22 protein-coding genes are annotated in these 20,212 nt (G+C 27.5%); 13 read left to right on the top strand and 9 right to left on the bottom strand.

Annotated elements, in window-relative coordinates; all coding sequences use genetic code 11:
- Positions 1-17: 17 nt before the first annotated feature.
- Positions 18-1,013, bottom strand: a complete 996-nt coding sequence (locus ACFOWD_RS03430; protein ID WP_377408127.1) for an NAD(P)H-dependent glycerol-3-phosphate dehydrogenase — start codon at positions 1,011-1,013, stop codon at positions 18-20.
- A 92-nt stretch (positions 1,014-1,105) separates the two neighbouring features.
- On the opposite strand from ACFOWD_RS03430, the gene ACFOWD_RS03425 reads away from it, so the two are divergent.
- The 5 genes from ACFOWD_RS03425 to ACFOWD_RS03405 are packed head-to-tail and all read left to right on the top strand — an operon-like array spanning position 1,106 to position 3,440.
- On the top strand, positions 1,106-1,969 hold the full coding sequence (locus ACFOWD_RS03425) for an alpha/beta hydrolase (RefSeq protein WP_377408125.1): 864 nt from the start codon (positions 1,106-1,108) through the stop codon (positions 1,967-1,969).
- A gap of 14 nt (positions 1,970-1,983) precedes the next feature.
- Entirely contained in the window at positions 1,984-2,463 is a 480-nt protein-coding gene (locus tag ACFOWD_RS03420) for an SRPBCC family protein (RefSeq protein ID WP_377408123.1), read from the top strand.
- Between the two features lie 9 nt (positions 2,464-2,472).
- Entirely contained in the window at positions 2,473-2,904 is a 432-nt protein-coding gene (gene dut, locus ACFOWD_RS03415; protein ID WP_298990633.1) for a dUTP diphosphatase, read from the top strand.
- On the top strand, positions 2,904-3,275 hold the full coding sequence (locus ACFOWD_RS03410) for a hypothetical protein (protein WP_377408121.1): 372 nt from the start codon (positions 2,904-2,906) through the stop codon (positions 3,273-3,275). The genes dut and ACFOWD_RS03410 overlap by 1 nt, the downstream gene beginning before the upstream one ends.
- Before the next feature lie 12 nt (positions 3,276-3,287).
- Positions 3,288-3,440 carry a PspC domain-containing protein gene (locus ACFOWD_RS03405; RefSeq protein WP_298990628.1) on the top strand — a complete coding sequence of 51 codons (153 nt, stop codon included), beginning with the start codon at positions 3,288-3,290 and terminating at the stop codon, positions 3,438-3,440.
- A 62-nt stretch (positions 3,441-3,502) separates the two neighbouring features.
- Here the strand turns inward: ACFOWD_RS03405 and recA are convergent, their stop codons facing one another.
- Positions 3,503-4,510 carry a recombinase RecA gene (recA, locus tag ACFOWD_RS03400; RefSeq protein WP_377408119.1) on the bottom strand — a complete coding sequence of 336 codons (1,008 nt, stop codon included), beginning with the start codon at positions 4,508-4,510 and terminating at the stop codon, positions 3,503-3,505.
- 113 nt (positions 4,511-4,623) lie between these two features.
- On the opposite strand from recA, the gene ACFOWD_RS03395 reads away from it, so the two are divergent.
- Both ACFOWD_RS03395 and ACFOWD_RS03390 read left to right on the top strand, forming a co-directional pair.
- A complete protein-coding gene (locus ACFOWD_RS03395; RefSeq protein ID WP_377408117.1) occupies positions 4,624-5,406 on the top strand; it encodes an aldose 1-epimerase in 783 nt (260 codons plus the stop codon).
- A gap of 55 nt (positions 5,407-5,461) precedes the next feature.
- On the top strand, positions 5,462-6,361 hold the full coding sequence (locus tag ACFOWD_RS03390; RefSeq protein WP_377408115.1) for a DUF2167 domain-containing protein: 900 nt from the start codon (positions 5,462-5,464) through the stop codon (positions 6,359-6,361).
- A 31-nt stretch (positions 6,362-6,392) separates the two neighbouring features.
- On the opposite strand, the gene ACFOWD_RS03385 is transcribed toward ACFOWD_RS03390, so the two are convergent.
- From ACFOWD_RS03385 to ACFOWD_RS03375, 3 genes are all read right to left on the bottom strand, one after another.
- Positions 6,393-6,833, bottom strand: coding sequence for a GNAT family N-acetyltransferase (locus tag ACFOWD_RS03385; RefSeq protein ID WP_377408113.1), 441 nt, complete (start codon positions 6,831-6,833; stop codon positions 6,393-6,395).
- Complete coding sequence (gene rpiB, locus ACFOWD_RS03380) at positions 6,833-7,267, bottom strand: ribose 5-phosphate isomerase B (protein WP_377408111.1); 435 nt, start codon at positions 7,265-7,267, stop codon at positions 6,833-6,835. The genes ACFOWD_RS03385 and rpiB overlap by 1 nt, the downstream gene beginning before the upstream one ends.
- A gap of 541 nt (positions 7,268-7,808) precedes the next feature.
- Entirely contained in the window at positions 7,809-7,988 is a 180-nt protein-coding gene (locus ACFOWD_RS03375; protein ID WP_377408109.1) for a hypothetical protein, read from the bottom strand.
- A gap of 145 nt (positions 7,989-8,133) precedes the next feature.
- On the opposite strand from ACFOWD_RS03375, the gene rnr reads away from it, so the two are divergent.
- The 5 genes from rnr (at position 8,134) to tatA (ending at position 12,124) form a co-directional block, all read left to right on the top strand.
- Positions 8,134-10,335: a ribonuclease R gene (rnr, locus tag ACFOWD_RS03370; protein ID WP_377409602.1), complete on the top strand. Its 2,202-nt coding sequence runs from the start codon at positions 8,134-8,136 to the stop codon at positions 10,333-10,335.
- A gap of 9 nt (positions 10,336-10,344) precedes the next feature.
- Positions 10,345-10,668, top strand: coding sequence for a heavy metal-binding domain-containing protein (locus tag ACFOWD_RS03365; protein ID WP_377408107.1), 324 nt, complete (start codon positions 10,345-10,347; stop codon positions 10,666-10,668).
- 11 nt (positions 10,669-10,679) lie between these two features.
- The gene (locus ACFOWD_RS03360) at positions 10,680-11,120 is read left to right on the top strand and encodes a hypothetical protein (protein ID WP_377408105.1); all 441 of its coding nucleotides are present in this window, start codon (positions 10,680-10,682) and stop codon (positions 11,118-11,120) included.
- A gap of 75 nt (positions 11,121-11,195) precedes the next feature.
- The gene (locus ACFOWD_RS03355; protein WP_377408103.1) at positions 11,196-11,885 is read left to right on the top strand and encodes a head GIN domain-containing protein; all 690 of its coding nucleotides are present in this window, start codon (positions 11,196-11,198) and stop codon (positions 11,883-11,885) included.
- Positions 11,886-11,929: 44 nt separating this feature from the next.
- The gene (gene tatA / locus ACFOWD_RS03350) at positions 11,930-12,124 is read left to right on the top strand and encodes a twin-arginine translocase TatA/TatE family subunit (protein WP_298990613.1); all 195 of its coding nucleotides are present in this window, start codon (positions 11,930-11,932) and stop codon (positions 12,122-12,124) included.
- 172 nt (positions 12,125-12,296) lie between these two features.
- Here tatA and ACFOWD_RS03345 read toward each other — a convergent pair whose 3' ends face one another.
- The 4 genes from ACFOWD_RS03345 to ACFOWD_RS03330 all read right to left on the bottom strand — a co-directional run bounded on the left by ACFOWD_RS03345 (position 12,297) and on the right by ACFOWD_RS03330 (position 16,758).
- Positions 12,297-13,169: a LytTR family transcriptional regulator DNA-binding domain-containing protein gene (locus ACFOWD_RS03345; protein ID WP_377408100.1), complete on the bottom strand. Its 873-nt coding sequence runs from the start codon at positions 13,167-13,169 to the stop codon at positions 12,297-12,299.
- Between the two features lie 27 nt (positions 13,170-13,196).
- On the bottom strand, positions 13,197-14,120 hold the full coding sequence (locus ACFOWD_RS03340) for an SPFH domain-containing protein (RefSeq protein WP_298990609.1): 924 nt from the start codon (positions 14,118-14,120) through the stop codon (positions 13,197-13,199).
- A gap of 150 nt (positions 14,121-14,270) precedes the next feature.
- The gene (gltX, locus tag ACFOWD_RS03335) at positions 14,271-15,806 is read right to left on the bottom strand and encodes a glutamate--tRNA ligase (RefSeq protein ID WP_377408098.1); all 1,536 of its coding nucleotides are present in this window, start codon (positions 15,804-15,806) and stop codon (positions 14,271-14,273) included.
- Between the two features lie 112 nt (positions 15,807-15,918).
- On the bottom strand, positions 15,919-16,758 hold the full coding sequence (locus ACFOWD_RS03330; protein WP_377408096.1) for a hypothetical protein: 840 nt from the start codon (positions 16,756-16,758) through the stop codon (positions 15,919-15,921).
- A 112-nt stretch (positions 16,759-16,870) separates the two neighbouring features.
- Between ACFOWD_RS03330 and ACFOWD_RS03325 the strand changes: the two genes are divergently transcribed.
- On the top strand, positions 16,871-20,212 hold the full coding sequence (locus tag ACFOWD_RS03325; RefSeq protein ID WP_377408094.1) for a DUF4175 family protein: 3,342 nt from the start codon (positions 16,871-16,873) through the stop codon (positions 20,210-20,212).

Below are 20,212 nucleotides of genomic sequence, written 5' to 3'. Positions count from 1 at the left end.
TGTTCAAAATTAAACAATTAATCTAATTTAACCGTCAACTTTTTAAATTCTTTTTTAGGGTCTTTGTCATCATACAAAATATTATAAACAGCTTGTATAATAGGGGTTTTGCCACCTTTTTCTTGTTGAATTTTATAAGCACTTTTAGTTGCATAATACCCTTCTGCAATCATACTCATTTCAATTTGAGCAGATTTTACAGTATAGCCTTTACCAATCATGTTACCAAACTGTCTATTTCTACTAAAGGTAGAATAACCTGTTACTAATAAATCACCTAAGTATGCAGAGTTGTTAATGTTACGTTTCATTTTATGCACTTTCTTTATAAAACGTTTCATTTCACGAATGGCATTACTCATTAAAACTGACTGAAAATTATCTCCATAACCCAAACCATGAGCTATACCTGCAGCTATTGCATAAATGTTTTTTAACATAGCTGCATACTCTGTTCCAATAATATCATCAGAAGTTTTTACATTAATATACCAACTTTCTAAAGCTTTAGCCATGTCTTTTGCATTTTGTTCATTTTGACAAGCCACTGTTAAATAAGACAAACGTTCCATTGCCACTTCTTCTGCATGACAAGGTCCTGTGATAACCCCTATATTTTGAAAAGGGATATTATATTCTTGATGAAAATGTTCGCCTACAATTAATCCTGTCTCTGGAACAATACCTTTAATTGCAGAAAAGACAATTTTATTAGTTAAAGAAATGGTTGCTTTTTCTAATTCTTGAGTTAAAAAAGCAGAAGGAATTGCAAAAATGAGTACATCATAATTCGTAATCATTTTATTTATATCTGAAGACAAATCTAGCTGTGATGCCTTTAGTTCTGCAGATCTTAAATACTTTGGGTTATGAAAGTTTTTCTTAATATGTTCAATAGCTTGCTCATTTCGCATATACCAACCTACAGTATCTAAATTTTCAGTTAACATTTTAACGATAGCTGTAGCCCAACTTCCTCCTCCAAAAACAGCTATTTTTTTATGTTCGCTCATATATCTAAAATTATTTTTCAAAAGTAAGAAAACTATTTACTAGCTTTAAATAGGATTTCGAATTATTATATTTGTGATAAATCAATCAAAATATGAAACCTTTTTTAATTGCTTGTTTAACCTTCTTTTTCATTGTTTCTTGTAAAAAAGATATTGAAAAAACAGCAATTAAATCACCTAAAGAAGAGGAAAGAAAATCTACAAAGTCTGATAATGTTTCTATTTTAGAGAAAGAATTTCTGATTAAAGATTTAAACGATATTTTTCATAAAGTTTGGTTGTATTTACCTCCAAATTACAAGAACTCTTCAGAAAAATATCCAGTAATTTACATGCATGATGCTCAAAATTTATTTGATGACAAAACATCTTTTGTGGGTGAATGGGGTATTGATGAAACATTGAATTCTTATTATAACAAAACAGGAAAAGGATTTATAGTTGTAGGGATAGAAAATGGAGGTGAAAAAAGAATTGAAGAATATACACCTTGGAAACATGAAAAATATGGAGGAGGAAAAGGTGCTATTTATATCAATTTTTTAGCAAATGAATTAAAACCATACATAGACGCAAATTACAGAACCAAACCAGAAGCTAATGAGACAGCTATAATTGGTAGTTCTTTAGGTGGTTTAATCTCTTTTTATGGTGGTTTAGAGCATCCTGAAATTTTTGGTAAAATAGGTGCTTTATCTACCTCTTTTTGGTTTTCTGATAAAGTAAACACTTTTGCAAAAGCAAAAGGGAATTTAAAAAACACTAAATTGTTTTTATTAGTAGGTGGTAAAGAAGGAGATTCTATGGTGCCAGATACAGAAAACATGGAAAAATTATTATTAGAAATAGGATTTCCAAAAGACAATTTAAAGTCAAAAATAGTTGCTGAAGGCAAACATAATGAAGCTTTTTGGAAGAGTGAATTTTTAGAAGTAATTGAGTTTTTATATGATTAAATGAGCAAATAAAAATGCCGAAAATAGTTATTGAAACATTTATAAATGCAAATAAAGAAATTGTTTTTAACCTCTCAAGAAGTGTTGATTTACATAAAATTTCAACTAAACACACAAACGAAAAAGCTATTGCTGGAAAAACAGAAGGACTAATAGAGTTTAACGAAAGTGTTACTTGGAGGGCTAAACATCTTGGTTTTTACCAAAACTTAACATCTAAAATTACATCTTATAAATATCCAACATACTTTTGTGATGAAATGCAGAAAGGTGCATTTCATAGTTTTAAACATGAACATATTTTTTCTGATAAAGAAAAAGGAACTTTAATGAAAGATATTTTTATTTATGTCTCTCCTTTTGGGATTCTTGGTAAAATTGCAGATAGTGTATTTTTAAAAAAATATATGGAAAATTTACTGATAAAAAGAAATCAAATAATCAAAGAGTTTGCTGAATCTGATAAATGGAAAGAAATAATAACTAAAGATTAAGAATAACATATGAACGTACAAATCATTAACAAATCAAAACACATAACACCTGCTTACGAAACAGATGGTGCAGCAGGCATGGATTTAAGAGCTAATATTGAAGAAGCCATAACTCTAAAACCTTTAGAAAGAGCTATTGTTAAAACAGGTTTATTTATTGCACTACCTCAAGGTTTTGAAGCTCAGGTTAGACCAAGAAGTGGTTTGGCTGCAAAAAAAGGAATAACTGTACTAAATAGTCCTGGAACTGTAGATGCTGATTATAGAGGTGAAATAGGTGTAATTTTAGTAAATTTATCTAACGAAGATTTTGTGGTAAATGATGGTGAAAGAATTGCGCAATTAGTCATAGCAAAACACGAAAGAGTTACTTGGCAAGAAGTTGATGTTTTAAGTGAAACTGAACGTGGTTCTGGAGGTTTTGGAAGTACAGGCGTTTAATGATGAGTGAAATTGAATTACAACCTTTAAGAATTACTTCTGGTTGGTTAATAGAATGGAATTTATTTTACGAAGTAGACCCTTCTAATGAAACTATGCAATATTTAGATGCTAGCTCATTGTTACATATTGAAAATCATCAATTAATGAGGGCTATCAATTTAGATTTTAAACCAGAAAATGATGCTAATGGTTTTTTTCATTTACGTGTTCTAAACCTAATAAAAACAACCAATAAAAAAGGAAATATAAATTACGAAGGTGATTGGGAAGAACCCTATTTTGAACTTAAGACTAAAAATAGATTAGAAATTGTTAAAAAGATTGAACAGTTGGTCTTGCAATTACCTCCTTATAAAAATAATAATTAAAAATTTAAAACTATGCTTTTAGGTGTATGCGAATGGTTAAGTACAAAAACACAATTTACTGCTAAAAATATTAGAATATTTTTTGTGTTAACAGTATTGTTGGCTGGTTTTGGTGTGGGTGCTTATCTTATTTTATGGTTAGTTAAAGTGTTATCTAAAGAATAAAAAAACTGCTTTAGAAAATAATTCTAAAGCAGCCTTATATAAATAATAGAACTTTTTAAAACTTAATCTTGATTTTCAATAGCGTCTTTTATTTTGTTTTCAAGTTCTTCCATTAATTCAGGATTGTCTTTAATTAATCCTTTTACAGAATCACGTCCTTGTCCTAATTTGGTTTCACCATAACTAAACCAAGAACCACTTTTCTTTATGATTCCTAACTCTACACCTATATCTAAAATTTCACCAACCTTAGAAATTCCTTCTCCATACATAATATCAAACTCTGCTGTTTGAAAAGGTGGTGCAACTTTATTTTTTACCACTTTAACTTTAGTAGAGTTTCCAATAACTCTATCTCCATCTTTTATTTGCGTTCTTCTTCTAATATCTAGACGAACAGAAGCGTAAAATTTAAGTGCGTTACCACCAGTAGTAGTTTCTGGATTACCAAACATCACTCCTATTTTCTCACGCAATTGGTTAATGAAAATAACTGTACAGTTTGTTTTAGAAATAGTACCTGTTAATTTACGTAATGCTTGAGACATTAAACGTGCATGAAGACCCATTTTAGAGTCACCCATTTCACCTTCAATCTCAGATTTTGGTGTTAAAGCAGCAACAGAATCTATAACAACTATATCAATAGCTCCAGATCTAATTAAATTGTCTGCAATTTCTAAAGCTTGCTCTCCATGATCTGGTTGAGAGATAATTAAGTTATCAATATCTACACCTAAATTCTCTGCATAAAAACGATCAAAAGCGTGTTCTGCATCAATAAAAGCTGCTATACCTCCTGCTTTTTGTGCTTCTGCTATAGCATGAATTGTTAAAGTAGTTTTACCTGAAGATTCTGGACCATAGATTTCTATAATTCTTCCTCTTGGGTAACCACCAACACCTAATGCTAAATCTAAACCTAAAGAACCAGATGGTATTGCATCTACATCTTCTACTACTGCATCTCCCATTTTCATTACAGAGCCTTTACCATAAGTTTTATCTAACTTATCTAGTGTAAGTTGTAATGCTTTAAGCTTTGCTTGTTTTTCTTTATCTGTCGCCATAAATCTTTGCTAAATTTTAGTTTTTTAAAGTGATGTAAGTTACAAAAAACAAAAAAGATTTTCCTAACAAATTCAACTGCTTTTTATATTATTTTTGAACAAATCTATAATCTATGATAACCTTAAGAAATGATAACTCTTTAGTAAAAATTGATAATGGTGAATTGGTAAGTTTTACTGTTAATGGTGTTGAATTTATTCATCAAAAAGGAAATAAAGGTTGGCGTAAAAGTGATGATGAAATGTTTCCTATTATTGGTCCTACTGCAAAAAATAACTTTAGAGTGCATACTAAAAAAGACGATGCAATTCAAGATCAGCATGGATTGTTAAGAGAATTAGATTACCAATTAATTTCTAATAATGAAGTTACTGCAATCTTTAAAAAAGATTATAAAGCGAATACAAAAATTAAGAACAGTAAGTTTCCAGAGAAGTCTTCAGAAGAGTTTTTAACATGGCCTTTTGATTTTAGTTTTGAAAAACATTTTAAAATTGAAAACAGTGAATTAAAAATAGATTTTGTAATTCTTTCAGAAAAAGAAATGCCTTTTATGTTGGGTTATCATCCAGCATTTTTATTATCAAATACAGGTAAAGAAACATTTGAATCAGATCATAAAATTTATACTTTACAAGATGTTTATAAAGCTGGTTCTAGTGCTTTTCCTATTTTAAACACAGATACAATAGTGCTAAAAAATATTGATAAACCTCATTTAGAAATTACAACAAAAGGTTTCAATAATTTTATGCTTTGGACAGAGGTTGATAATATGGTTTGTATAGAACCAATTACACAGTATACTTCTTATACAGATCAAAAGTTTTCTGAAAAAAATATGAGTTTAACCTCAATTAAAGATATTTTTTCTGTGACAATAAAAATTTTATAGTTTTAAAATTTTACATTGATTATTTGTATAATTGCACCTAACCAAAAAACCTTTTATGAGAAATTTACTTACTAGCATACTATTATGCTTAACTATAACAGTAACTTTTTGTCAAGAAAATAATGATGAAATCACTAAAGAACAAGAAATTGAATATCAAAGAGTAATTGATAGTATCAATAGTACTTTTAAGTACGAATATGGAAAAATTTCTTTAGAAAATGGTATTGCTGAAATTGATATTCCTAAAGGATATAAATTTTTAAATGCTGAGCAAAGTAAATATGTACTTTCAGATTTATGGGGTAATCCTCCATCAGAAGTATTAGGCCTTTTATTACCAGAAGAAATTTCCCCAATTAGTGATGATTTTACTTATGCTGTTGAAATTACGTATTCTAATGAAGGTTATATAGATGATGAAGATGCAAAAGATTTAGATTATGATGATCTTTTAGAAGAAATGCAAGATGATACTAATGCAGCAAACCCTGAAAGAAAAAAATTAGGTTACCCAGAAATTGATCTTGTGGGTTGGGCTTCTAAACCTTTTTATGATGATAAAAATAAAAAATTACACTGGGCTAAAGAATTAAGTTTTGAGGGTGAAGAATTAAACACTCTTAATTATAATATAAGAGTGTTAGGTAGAAAAGGTTATTTAAATTTAAATGCAATTGGTACTATTGATGTTTTACCAAAATTTAATAATGATGTAGACGAGATTTTAAATAGTGTACATTTTACAGCTGGTAATAAATATGCAGATTTTAATCCAGATATAGATGAAGTTGCAGCTTATGGAATTGGAGGGTTAATTGCAGGTAAACTTCTTGCTAAAGCTGGATTTTTTGCACTACTTTTAAAATTTTGGAAATTTATTGCAATAGGTGCTGTAGGTTTATTTTCTGTATTTAAGAAAAGAATATTTGGCTCTAAAGAATCTGAAGAATAAAATAAAAAAGAGGAATTAATATTCCTCTTTTTTATTTTCTATCCATTCTTATATGAGGAATACCATCTTCTAAATACTCCTCTCCTACTTGTGTAAACTGATGTGTTTCGTAAAACTTAGTAAGATATTTCTGAGCAGAAATAGTAATAGTAGTAACAGAAAAATAATCTTTTATTGCTTTTATAGATACTTTCATTACTTCATGTCCATAACCATATTTACGTTCATCTTTTGTAACCACTACTCTACCTATACTAGAGTTTTTAAAATAATCTCCTGGTTTAAAAATACGTGTATAGGCTATTAACTTGTCATTTTTGAAACCAAGTACATGTAAGGCTTTTTGATCTTTATAATCAATATCTTGATATACACAATCTTGTTCTACAACAAAAACCTCAGATCGTAATTGTAAAATAGCATACAATTCATCTACTGTTAATTCTTTAAAAGATTTTACTTGAAAATCCATTAGCCAGCACAAGAAATTTTATTTACTCTATTTTCATGTCTTCCTCCTTCAAACTCTGTAGAAAGAAATACATCTACAAAACTTAAAGCTTGTTGTAAAGACACAAAACGTGCAGGAATAGTTAAAATATTCGCATTATTATGTTGTCTTGTTAATTCAACTAATTCTTTATTCCAACATAAAGCAGCTCTAATTCCCTGATGTTTATTTGCAGTCATTTGAGCACCATTACCTGAACCACATAAGATAATTCCTAAAGCAGCTTTACCAGATTCAACAGCATCTGCAGTTGGATGAATTGCATCAGGATAATCCATAGAATCATTAGTGTCTGTTCCAAAATTAAGAACAGTGTATCCTTGGTTTTCTAGGTGTTTTATAATTTCGAACTTATATTCAGTTCCTGCGTGATCATTACCAATGGCAATTGTCATAATATGTTGATTTTAATTGTATTGTATACTGCAAAAATATAGAAATTAACGGTTATCAACAGTTATAAACATTTAAAATTTATTAATATTTAATAACCTCTTATTTTTTAATGATTTAACTATTTTAAGTTAATGTTAAGAACTTATCACTAAAAACTCGAAACTTTTTTTGGTGAATAAAAAAATAATTACAATACAAGGGATAGAATGATATATGCAAATTTTATTATTCTATTTTCATAAAAGTTTATCAACATAAAATTTACCATTTGTTTACATTAAAAATTAAAATACTTATGAGAAAAATAAGTGAATAGCTGTTAATAACAATTGTTAATAAAGGTAAATTTATATTGATTTTTAACTATTTAAATAACTAATAAGTTGTCAATGTTTTTTAATAACTCAAATAATAAAATAAAATATTTAATTTTTATAGTAACTATTCACAAGCTATTATAAACATTGTAGTTTTTTAAAAATTTATAAAAAGAAAAATATAATAATAAAGAATGTTGATAAGTGAAAATCTAAAAATGATTTATACTGTTTTTATTTTCTTTTCTGATTTTAATAGATAAGTGGTGTCTTTTTGAATTTCGACAGTTTCTTTTGGAGTCTCTTTTTGTTGTAAAGAAGTATTTACAGTTCTTACAGCTAAATAAATCCCTGCAATAAATATCATTGCAAAAAATGCTATTATTTTACGTAAGTTTTTCATTGTAAATTACTTGTTCTTATATTAAAGACGTAATAATTTAGAAAACGTTACAAAATTTTTAAGATTTCTTTAACTTTTATCTTATTTAAACAATTTAAGTTTAAATAGTTGTAATTTGGTTACTTCAAAACAAGTAAATGCATTTATGCCAAGAAAGAAGAAAAAAATTTTTAAAAAGAAAGGAAGAATTATTAAAGATTTAACAAGAAATATTTTTAAAATTCTAAATGAAGATAGTGATAAGTTCTACAATTACAAGCAAATAGCTTCAAAAATGGGAATTTCTGATACAGATGGAAAAACCCAAATTTTAAAAAAATTAGCAGAACTTACAGCTAATAAAAAAATAAAAGAAGTAGATAGAGGAAAGTTTCAAATTAATGAAGATCGTAAATATTCTTTAGGAACATTAGATATTACCTCTAATGGAAATGGTTATTTTATTTCTGATGATTACGAAGAAGATATTTTTGTACCAAATGTAAATCTAGGTAAAGGTTTACATGGAGATATGGTTAAAGTATATGTCTATAAAAAAAGAAGATCTAATAAATTAGAAGCAGATGTTGTTGAAGTTGTAGAAAGAGCAAAATCTGATTTTGTTGGCGTATTACAATTAAATAAAAATTTTGGTTTTGTATTACCAGATAGTAATAAGATGTATGCAGACATTTTTATTTCTCAATCTAAATTAAATGGAGCAGAACATGGAGATAAAGTACAAGCTACAATTATAGATTGGCCAGAAAAATCTAAAAATCCTTTTGGTAAAATCACTAAAGTTTTAGGTAAACCTGGTGATCATAATACAGAAATGCATTCTATTTTATTAGAGTACGATTTACCTTACGAATTCCCATCAGAAGTTGAGAAAGATGCAGAAACACTTTCTATAGAGATTACCAAAGATGAAATTACTAAACGTAGAGATATGCGTAGTGATTTAACTTTTACTATAGACCCAAAAGATGCAAAGGATTTTGATGATGCTTTATCTTTTACAAAATTAGAAAATGGTAATTATGAAATAGGAATTCATATTGCAGATGTTTCACATTATGTACAACCAAAAACTATTTTAGATGCAGAAGCTTATGAAAGAGCAACTTCTGTATATTTAGTAGATAGAGTAGTACCTATGTTACCAGAAATGTTAAGTAATGGTGTTTGTTCTTTAAGACCAAATGAAGAAAAATTAACTTTTTCAGCAGTGTTTGAAATCAATGAAAAAGCACAAATTATTAAGCAATGGTTTGGTAGAACTGTAACCTATTCAGATAAAAGATTTGCTTATGAAGAAGCACAAGTAATTATTGAAAATAAAAATAATATTGTTCCAGCTAATGTTTCTTTAACAGGTAAAGAATATAAAGTGGATGATGCTATAGTTGAAGCTATTTTAAAATTAGATGAATTAGCTAAAATACTTAGAAAGAAGAGAATGAAACAAGGAGCAATTTCATTTGATAGAGTAGAAGTGAAGTTTCATTTAGATAAAGCTGCAAATCCTGTTGGAGTATATTTTAAAGAAGCAAAAGATGCTAATAAATTAATTGAAGAATTTATGTTATTAGCTAATAGAAAAGTTGCTGAATTTATAGGTAAATCAAAAGGAGGGAAGCCATCAAACAAAACTTTTGTATACAGAGTGCATGATGAACCAGATATAGAAAAATTAGCTTCTTTACAAAACATCATTAGTAAATTTGGGTACAAAATAAATACTGATACTAGAGAATCCACATCAGATTCATTGAATCAATTATTAAGTGATGTTCATGGAAAAGCAGAATCTAATATGATAGAAACACTTGCAATACGTTCTATGTCTAAAGCAGTGTACACCACTCAAAATATAGGTCATTATGGATTAGCATTTGATTACTATAGCCATTTTACATCACCTATAAGACGTTATCCAGACGTAATGACACATAGATTACTACAACATTATTTAGATGGAGGAAACAGCGCAAAACAAGAAGTTTATGAAGAAAAATGTAAACACTCTTCAAAACGAGAAGAATTAGCTAGTAAAGCTGAACGTGATTCTATTAAATATATGCAAGTAAAATACATGCAAGATCACAAAGATGAAATTTTTAATGGTGTTATTACTGGTGTTACAGAATGGGGAATTTATGTAGAAATTACCAAAAATAAATGTGAAGGAATGGTTAGAATTAGAGATATAAAAAGTGATTATTATATTTTCGATGAAGAACAATATGCTATTGTTGGGCAATCTACAAAACAGATGTATCAATTAGGAGATAATGTTCAAGTACAAGTAAAAAAGACAGATTTAGAACGTAAACATTTAGACTTTAATTTAATTGAAGAGTAATTTTTTAATATGATTTTAACTACAACACATAACATAGAAAATTTTAAAATAGTTGATTATTTAGGGATTGTAACAGGTACAGCTTATGATTCTAGTTATACTTCAAATGGACAAAAAATGTCTTTTAAAGATATGTTTAGTATGTCTAAATATAGAGAAATTTACACCTTAGGATTAGAAAACATAAAAGAAAAAGCCTTTCAAAATTTAAAAGATAACGCTATAAAATTAGGTGCAAATGCAGTTGTTGGTATTCAAATAGATGTAGAACCTTTAGCTAATTCTGCAACATTAATAGTTTCTATTACAGGCACAGCTGTTAAAGTTAAATAAATTAGATTACTGTGAGTATTCTAACTAACTTTAAAAGTATTTTAATAGATAATATATCTATTAATCAAGATGATATCGCCTATAATGATGGCCTTAACTTCGGAAGATTTACAACTAGTTCTGAAACAAAAGATTTTACTATAGAAATTACAAAAGCAGCATTTTTATTAAAATTAAATGACATTTACGATGTTGTAAAAAGTGAAATTAAAATAGATGATGATATGTATAATGATACTTCAGAATTTTCTAAAGTAAATTATTGTTCATTAGAAGAGCTTCTTACAAAACCAACATCTTTATTTGAAATTTTCACAACATATCTTCAAGATCCTTTTTTTGTTTCTTTAACTAGTAAAAATCCAACCTTTGTAATTAATTCTATATCAAAAATAATTGTAGCTAATGATATCAAAATTAAAGGGAAAGTATTTGTTAAAAATTCTTTCTAGTATAACATTAATTTAGTTTCTTCGTTAAATATTGGTACATTTTTTGATTTACAATCAGCATCAAACTTAAATATTATGAAAAAAATATTTTTTATACTTATGCTTTTGGTACATGTAGCTTCTCAATCTCAGTCTACAGTTAGCCAAAATTTAGGTGATTTTACTACATTAAAAGTCTTTAATGGTATAGAAGTAGAGTTAATAAAATCAAATGAACAAAAGATAGAAATAAGAGGTAAAAAATCTGAAAAGGTAACTATTAAAAATGTAGATAAAACTTTAAAATTAACACTTCCTTTTTCTTTAAAACCAGAAAATAATTCAGCTGATGGAGAAGTTATTGTTAAGTTATTTTACTCTACTAATATAGATGTAATTGATGCTAATGAAGGAGCTACTATTACTGGAAAAGATATTAATCAAGAAAAATTAGTTGTAAACTCTCAAGAAAGAGCATTAATTAATTTAGTTGTAAACACTAAGTATATAGAAGTAAAAACTTCTTCTGGAGGTATTATAAAATTATCTGGTACCACAAAACACCAAGATGTAAATTTAGATTTATATGGTGTTTACCATGGTTTTAATTTAAAAACAGAAAATACAAGTACTGTTAAAGCAGGTACAGGTGCAAAAGCAGAAATATTTGCAGGCGAAACATTAACAGCAAAAGTAAGTTTTGGAGGTTCTATATTTTATAAAGGAAATCCTGAATTAATTAAAGATAAAAAAGTAATAGGAGGTATTATTCAAAAAAGAAATTAAACCAAAGCTTTTTTTATATCTTTGTACTATTAAATATTAAGAAAATGAATACTTTACATATATTTTTATTAGGCATGCCAAGTGGAGGTTCTTGGATTTTAATTGCACTAGCAGTTCTATTATTATTTGGAGGAAAAAAAATTCCAGAACTTATGAAAGGTTTAGGTGGTGGAATTAAAGAATTTAAAAAAGCCTCTAAAGAAGAAGATAATGATGATAAAATAGAAGAAAAAAAGTAATTCTTTAAAATAAAAAAATAAAAAAGCGCAACTGTACAGTTGCGCTTTTTGTTTTAAATTAATTAAATCCCCCAACTAATTAATTTTAACAAATATATATAAGCAGCTTTAAAATTGCTTTAAATTGTGATAAATGGGAAGGTTTTTAAATTTTTTGTGATAAATGGGAAGGTTATTTAACCAATGTTAACAAAGATTTTTTACTAAACTTTCTTGAAACAGGTATATAAAAATCTAAAATATTGCATTTTAACAAATAACCTCTTGCATTGCCAGTTATCCCATTAACATACTTTGTATTTATAATATAAGATTTATGACACCTTATAATAAAATCATAGTCTTTTAAAAATGACTCAATTTTTGTTAAGGTAACCCTTAAAATTTTTTCTTTTAATTCATTATTTTTAATAATAAAAAAACTAGCATAGTTGCCTTCAGAAGTTATATAAACTAACTTTTCTACTTCAATTGTAAAAGATTCTTTGTTGTTTTCAGAAGATATAACAACGTTCTTTAGTGGTAAATTAACTTCTAATTTTGCATTATTAAAATCATTAATTTCTTTAGCTGTTTCTTCTCTCTTTTTTCTAATACGTTTTTCATTAAATGAGATAAATATGATTAATGGTAAAGCACTAACCAGAAATGTGTAATAGATAAAAGTAAAATAATTAATATGCTCTATGCTAGTTTCTTGCTTAAATAATTGCCCAAAAAACCATAAAATAGTACCATTAAAAATGATACATAATCCAATGTAGATAAGATTTCTTCCTATAGTCCAGTTATCTTCATTAAAATAGTTTTTAAATAATATTGGTGGTATTATTAAAACGATTAAAGTTCCTACGAATGTTACTAACCCTATCCCTAAAGTATAATCAAAAAGATATTCTTTAAAAGTAGAAAGTGTAAAGGGCTCAAAAATGTAAAGAAAACTAAAAACAAAAAATCCAAAAACTAAACTTAATTTACTTTTAAATTTAATTGATGGATTAAAATAATAAGGCTTATTCAACCAATTTTCTAGATCTTGTAACATGTTTACAAGATAAAAATTTTATTTAAATTATTCTTTTTTCTTCTTTGATTGCTGCTTCATAGCTTCACCAATTTGATTACTTGCAGTAAAACTAGCAACCATATCATTTAGCATATTACTACCTGCTTGAGGTGAGTTTGGCAATAGAATTAAATTACTATTTGTTTCTTCACCTATAGATTGTAAAGTATCATAATGTTGTGTTACTACAATTAAAGCAGAGGCTTCTTGAGAGTTAATACCCACTTTATTAAGCACTTCTACAGACTCTTCTAAACCACGAGCAATTTCACGTCTTTGATCTGCAATACCTTGCCCTTGCAAACGCTTACTTTCTGCTTCTGCTTTTGCTTTCTCAACTATTAAAATACGTTGAGCATCTCCTTCAAATTGAGCAGCAATTTTTTCACGTTCAGAAGCATTAATTCTATTCATAGCCGCTTTTACTTGTGCATCTGGGTCTATATCTGTTACTAGAGTTTTAATTATATCAAATCCATAATCAGACATAGCATCATTTAACTCTGCTTTTACAGCTAATGCTATATCATCTTTTTTCACAAAAACATCATCTAACTTCATTTTTGGAACCTCTGCTCTTACTACATCAAAAACATAAGAAGTAATTTGATCATGAGGATAATCTAATTTATAAAAAGCATCATAAACTTTATCTCTAATTACTTTGTATTGTACAGAAACTTTTAAACGAACAAATACATCATCTAACGTTTTTGTTTCTACAATTACGTCTAATTGCTGAATTTTTAAACTTAATCTTCCTGCAACTCTATCAATTAAAGGAATTTTTATTTGTAAACCAGAATGACGAATGCTTTGAAATTTACCAAAACGTTCTATAATAGCAGCTGTTTGTTGTTTTACCATAAAAAAAGCTGCAAAAAGAACAACTAATGATAAAAATATAATAATAAAAAACGATGGTGGCATAATAAAAGTTTTAAATGTTAATAATAGTGTACTGTAAATATACTTAAAAGATTAAGTATATATATGTAGTAAAAACTTTTAAAATGTTACAGGTTTAAAAAAGAAATCCTCTCAATTTTGAGAGGATTTCACATTTTTACAGTAATATTTCTATAGCTTTTCTATTGCATTATTTAGTCTAGCAACAGTTTCTTGTTTACCAATCATGGCTATAATATCAAATAAATGAGGTCCTGCTAATTTACCAACCAAACTTAATCGTAAAGGTTGCATTACTTTACCAAAACCAATTTCTTTTGCTGTTATCCAAGCTTTTATTTTTGATTCTGTATTTTCTGATGAGAAATTTTCAATATTATTAATAACAGCAATCAATTCTTGCATTAATTCAGGTGTTCCTTCTTTCCAATTCTTTTTTACGTTTTTAGCATCATATTCAGTTGGTGCTTCAAAAAAGAAAGACGATAATTCCCAAAAATCTTCTATAAAAACAGCTCTTTCTTTAATCAATGAAATTACTTTTTCTACATATGTTTTTTCTTTAGAAATATTCTTTTCTTCTAAAATTGGAATGTATAATTCAGTTAATTCAGCATCACTTTTAGTCTGCATATATTGCTGTTGAAACCATTTTGTTTTATCTGGATTAAATTTTGCACCAGATTTAGAAACACGTTTTAAATCAAATTCTTTAATTAACTCTTCTAAAGAAAATAGTTCTTGTTCTGTACCAGGATTCCAACCTAAAAAAGCTAACATGTTTATAAATGCATCAGCAAAATAACCATCTTCTTTATATCCACGTGAAACATCACCTGTTTCTTCATTCGTGTATTCTAAAGGAAATACTGGGAAACCTAATTTATCTCCATCTCTTTTACTTAATTTTCCTTTACCAACAGGTTTTAAGATTAAAGGTAAGTGAGCAAATTTTGGCGCATCCCATCCAAAGGCTTGGTATAGTAGAATATGCAAAGCCATAGAAGGCAACCACTCTTCACCACGAATTACATGGCTAATTTTCATTAAATGATCATCTACAATATTTGCTAAATGATAGGTTGGCATCCCATCACTTTTGAATAGAATTTTATCATCCAATAATTTTACATCAATTGAAACCCTCCCTCTAATTTCATCAGAAATAGATAAAATACTTCTAGCATCAGGATTACCATTGTATGATTTAAAACGAATTACAAATTTTTCACCAGAATTTATTCTTTTTTGTACTTCTTCCTCAGATAAAACCAAAGAATTTACTAAATCTCCTTTTTCTCTATTACACCAATTATAAATAAAGGTTTTTCCTTCTACTTCATTCCCTTTTCTATGAGCATCTAATTGTTCTGCTGTATCAAAAGCATAATAAGCCCATCCTTTTTCTAGTAAAATATCTGCGTATTTTTTATACAAACTTTTACGTTCAGATTGTCTGTAAGGTCCAAAACCACCATCTTTTCCAGGGCCTTCATCAAAAGGAATTTTACACCAGTTTAAAGCATCAATTATATATTGTTCTGCGTTTGCAACATAACGTGTTTGGTCAGTATCTTCTATTCTTAATATAAAAGTTCCATTGTGTTTTTTAGCAAATAAATAATTGTATAAAGCTGTTCTTACACCTCCAATATGTAAAGGTCCTGTTGGACTTGGTGCAAAACGTACACGAACATTAGATTCCATTAAATTTAATTTTTTGCAAAGATAGTTTTTATTAAAGAGAAGAGAAATTTGATAAAAGAAAAAAGACTTCAGTAAAGTGAAGTCTTTTTAAATTAATTCAAAAGTATATGTATTAAAATTTATGATACACCCCAAAAGTTAAAGCTGCTTGTTTAGCCACATTATTTCCAGAAAAAGCACCTCCATAACCAGCTGTAATTCCGAAATTATTAGAAAACTCTCCTATAGCTTTTAACCCAAAAGCACCATATTCTTGATCGTTTACATATAAACCTGTTAATTGATTTTCTGCTGGTAACATAACATCTCCGTTTTTAAATGAAGATGAAACATCTACAAAACCTATTAACCAAATAAAATTGCCTAGTTTTCTACCTATTTCTCCACCAATTTTAAAGTTAGAACTATAGTCATTTGTTCTTATATCTGCACCAATAAATCCTTGAATGTATGTTTTTCCAAATCCTCTACCAGCTAAAAATAATGGTGTAAAAGACCATGCATCATAACCTGTTCTTATGCCTGAAGCAGCATCATAAGAACTCGTGTTTGCTTCTATAGATAGTTGACCAGATAACACCCATTTTTTATGATAAAAATTATGTTTTATACCTAAAGAAATATTTCCTAAAGCACTTTCTGTTGCACTACTTGTTAACGGAATTGCAGTAATAGAAGGAGATGTTAATTCACCTGTTTCCATCATTTTAAAAGGAATATTTACCAATAACGATGTTTTATCTGATAATCCATATTCTGTGAAAAATTGTAAAGTTCTATCAGAAATTTCTCTTTCTGTATTATAATCTGGGTTCCCAAATAAAGTATTATATCCAGAAATAGATGTAAATGATAATTGTGTATAATAGTTGCCTTTTTTTTGTGTCCAAGGACTTTGAGAATAAGCTTGTAAAGTGATTATAAGAATAACTAATTTGGCTAATTTTTTCATGATTTAAAATTTTATAAAGCATTAGTAGTTTGTTTTTATAAATACTTACAATGTCTTTTAACAATAATTTGAAAGATACTATTTACAAAATCTGTATTTTTATTAATTGATTATGAGCAATTTTAAAAACATACAACAAAAATTACATCAATTTACTCGAAAGTATTATACTAACGAGTTGATAAAAGGAACAATTCTTTTCTTTTCTTTTGGATTGTTATATTTCTTTTTCACGTTGTTTTTAGAATATTTTTTATGGCTAAAACCAACAGCAAGAACCTTTTTGTTTTGGGCTTTTGTTGTTGTAGAACTTTTTTTATTGATTCGATTTATAGCAATTCCTATATTTAAATTAATAGGCTTTAGAAACGGAATTTCATTTGCTGAATCTTCAAAAATTATTGGAGCTCATTTTCCAGAAGTCGAAGATAAATTATTAAACATATTACAACTTAAAGACAACACCAATAAATCTGATTTAATTTTAGCAAGTATTGAGCAGAAATCTCTAGAACTACAACCCATACCATTTGTTAAAGCTATTGACTTTAAACAAAACAAGAAATATCTAAAATATACTATTGTTCCTGTTTTAGTATATGTAATTAGCTTATTTACAATTAGTAATGGTTCTTTAACAGAAAGTTTAGAGCGTGTTGTTAATCATAGAACAGCATATAATCCTCCAGCTCCTTTTGCATTTATAATAGAGAATAAAACCCTTGAAGTTATTCAAGGAAAACCCATTACTATTGTTGTAAAAACTGTTGGAAATGTAACTCCAAGTGAAGCAAAAATTTTGTTTAATAATCAACAATATTATTTACAGAATAATGAAGACGCTTCATTTTCATACACATTTTCTGATGTTCAAAAACCAATAAATTTTTATGTAGAAGCTAATGGAATTCAATCTCAAGATTATCAAATTAATGTCATAGGTACACCAACGATTAATAATATTTCATTAAGTCTAGATTATCCATATTATACAAATAGAAAAGATGAAGTTGTTCAAAACACCAATAATTTAGTTGTTCCAGAAGGTACAAAAATTACATGGAAAGTAAAAACCAATCAAACCCAAGAATTAGCATTCATTCAAAATCAAAAAAGAGAAATTTTTGAAAGTACTTCATCAGATAATTTTGAATTTACAAAACGTATAAAGAAGCCTCTAAGCTATCAGATTTCTTCATCTAATGAAAACCTTTTAGATTATGAGAAATTACAGTTCGCAATTGATGTTGTAAAAGACGAGTTTCCTCTAATTTCTGTAAGCTCAAATATTGATAGTATTTCACGTGGAACAGCGCAATTTGCAGGTCAAATATCTGATGATTATGGAATTAAAAAATTACAACTTGTGTATTATCAAGAGGATAATTCTAATAAAAAACAACAAATAGAGCTTCCAATAACCAAGCAAAATATTCAGACTTTTTTCTATCAATTTCCTAATGGTTTACAACTTTCAAAAGGAGTTAATTACGAATTATATTTTCAAGTTTCTGATAATGATGCTGTTAATGGAAATAAATCTACAAAAAGTAAGATTTTTAATTATAGACAAAAAACAGAAGAAGAAATAGAACAAGAGCTATTACAAGAACAAAGAAATACAATTAATGATCTAGAAAACTCTGTTCAAAGGCAAAAGAAACAACAAGAGCAACTAGAAAATATTCAGCAAGAATTACAGAATAAAAAAAGCTTTAATTGGAATGATAAAAAGAAGGTAGAAAGTTTTATAAAGCGTCAAGAACAATACAAGAAAATGATGCAAAGACAAACAGATAAGCTTCAAGAAAACTTAGATGAAAAAACAGAAAAAGATAAAACATTACAAGAAAAGAAAGAAGATTTAAAAGAACGTATTAAAGAATTAAAGAAACTAGAAAAACAACAAAAGTTATTGGATGAAATCCAAAAAATGGCTGATAAATTAAATAAAGAAGACTTAGTTCAAAAAGCAAAAGAATTAGCACAACAAAACAAGCAACAGCAACGTAGTTTAGAGAAAACATTAGAAATGGTAAAACGTTTTTATGTTGAACAAAAAACAATGCAAATTGCCAATAAAATAGAGGAGTTGTCTAAAAAACAGGAATCCTTAGAAAAAAGTCAAGAAAATAATTTAGAAGCTCAAAAAGAGATTAAAAAAGAGTTTGATGAGATTAAAAAAGAACTTCAAGAATTAGATAAAGATAATGAGAAGTTAAAAGAACCAATGGAATTGCCAGATGTTGAGGATGAAAAAGAAAAAGTAGAAGAAGAATTAAATAAAGCAGAAGAAAACCTAAAAAATCAACAGCAACAGAAAGCTAAAAAGAATCAAAAACAGTCATCAAAAAAGATGAAAGAGATGAGTGCTAAAATGCAGAAATCTATGATGGAAATGCAAGGAGAAGCTATAGAAGAGAATATAGAAGATTTGCGTAAAATTTTAGAAAACTTAGTTATTTTCTCTTTTCAACAAGAACAGTTGATGAATAAGTTTAGTGAAACTTCAACCTCACATCCAGATTTTGGTAAAGACCTAAAAAAACAAAATGAAATTAAAACGTATTTCGAACATATAGATGATAGTTTATATGTTTTAGCAATGCGTGTTCCAAAAATATCTACTAAGATTCAAGATGATTTATCTACAGCACATTATAATTTAGATCAATCTTTATATAATTTTTCTGAAAACAGATTTAATAACGGAATTTCTAATCAACGTTATGTAATGACTGCCACCAATAATTTAGCAGATTATTTAAGTAATATTTTAAATAATATGCAGAACAATATGTCTATGAAAATGGGTAAAGGAAAAAAAGGAAAAGGTCAAGGATTTAGTTTACCAGATTTAATAAAAAAGCAAGAATCACTTTCTGAAAAAATGAAAGATGGTTTGAAGAAAGGAGAAAAGAAGGGTAAAGGTAAAGAAGGTAATAAACCCGATAATAATGGTAAGAAAGGCGAAGGTAATAAAGGGAATAAAACAGGAAAAGGAGAAGGAGAAGCAAATGATGATTTAAATGGAGAATTATACGAAATCTTTAAACAACAGACTCAATTAAGGCAAGAACTACAGGATGCATTAAAAGAAAACGAACAAGGTAAAGCAGGTGGTAATGCTAATGCAAAAAAAGCATTAAAAAGCATGGAAGAATTAGAAAACGAAATACTTGAAAAAGGATTCAATGCTGCAACACTACAGAAAATGCAAAATTTAAATTACGAATTATTAAAACTTGACAAAGCTGCCTTAGAACAAGGAAAAGACAAAAAACGTAAATCAACTTCAAATACTTTAGAAAACCGAAGAAACAACATCAAGGCACTTAAATTTAAAAAGCAGTTTTACAATCAAATAGAAATATTAAATAGACAATCATTACCTTTGCAGCAAAATTATAAAAAGAAGGTAAGAGCTTACTTTTCTGATACTAAGAAAGAATAA

It is taken from the genome of Polaribacter marinivivus, assembly GCF_042651285.1.
In the GTDB taxonomy this organism is placed as follows: Bacteria; Bacteroidota; Bacteroidia; order Flavobacteriales; family Flavobacteriaceae; genus Polaribacter; species Polaribacter marinivivus.
Note: the sequence above shows the minus strand (reverse complement) of the source record. Positions and strands in the feature narration are given on the sequence as shown.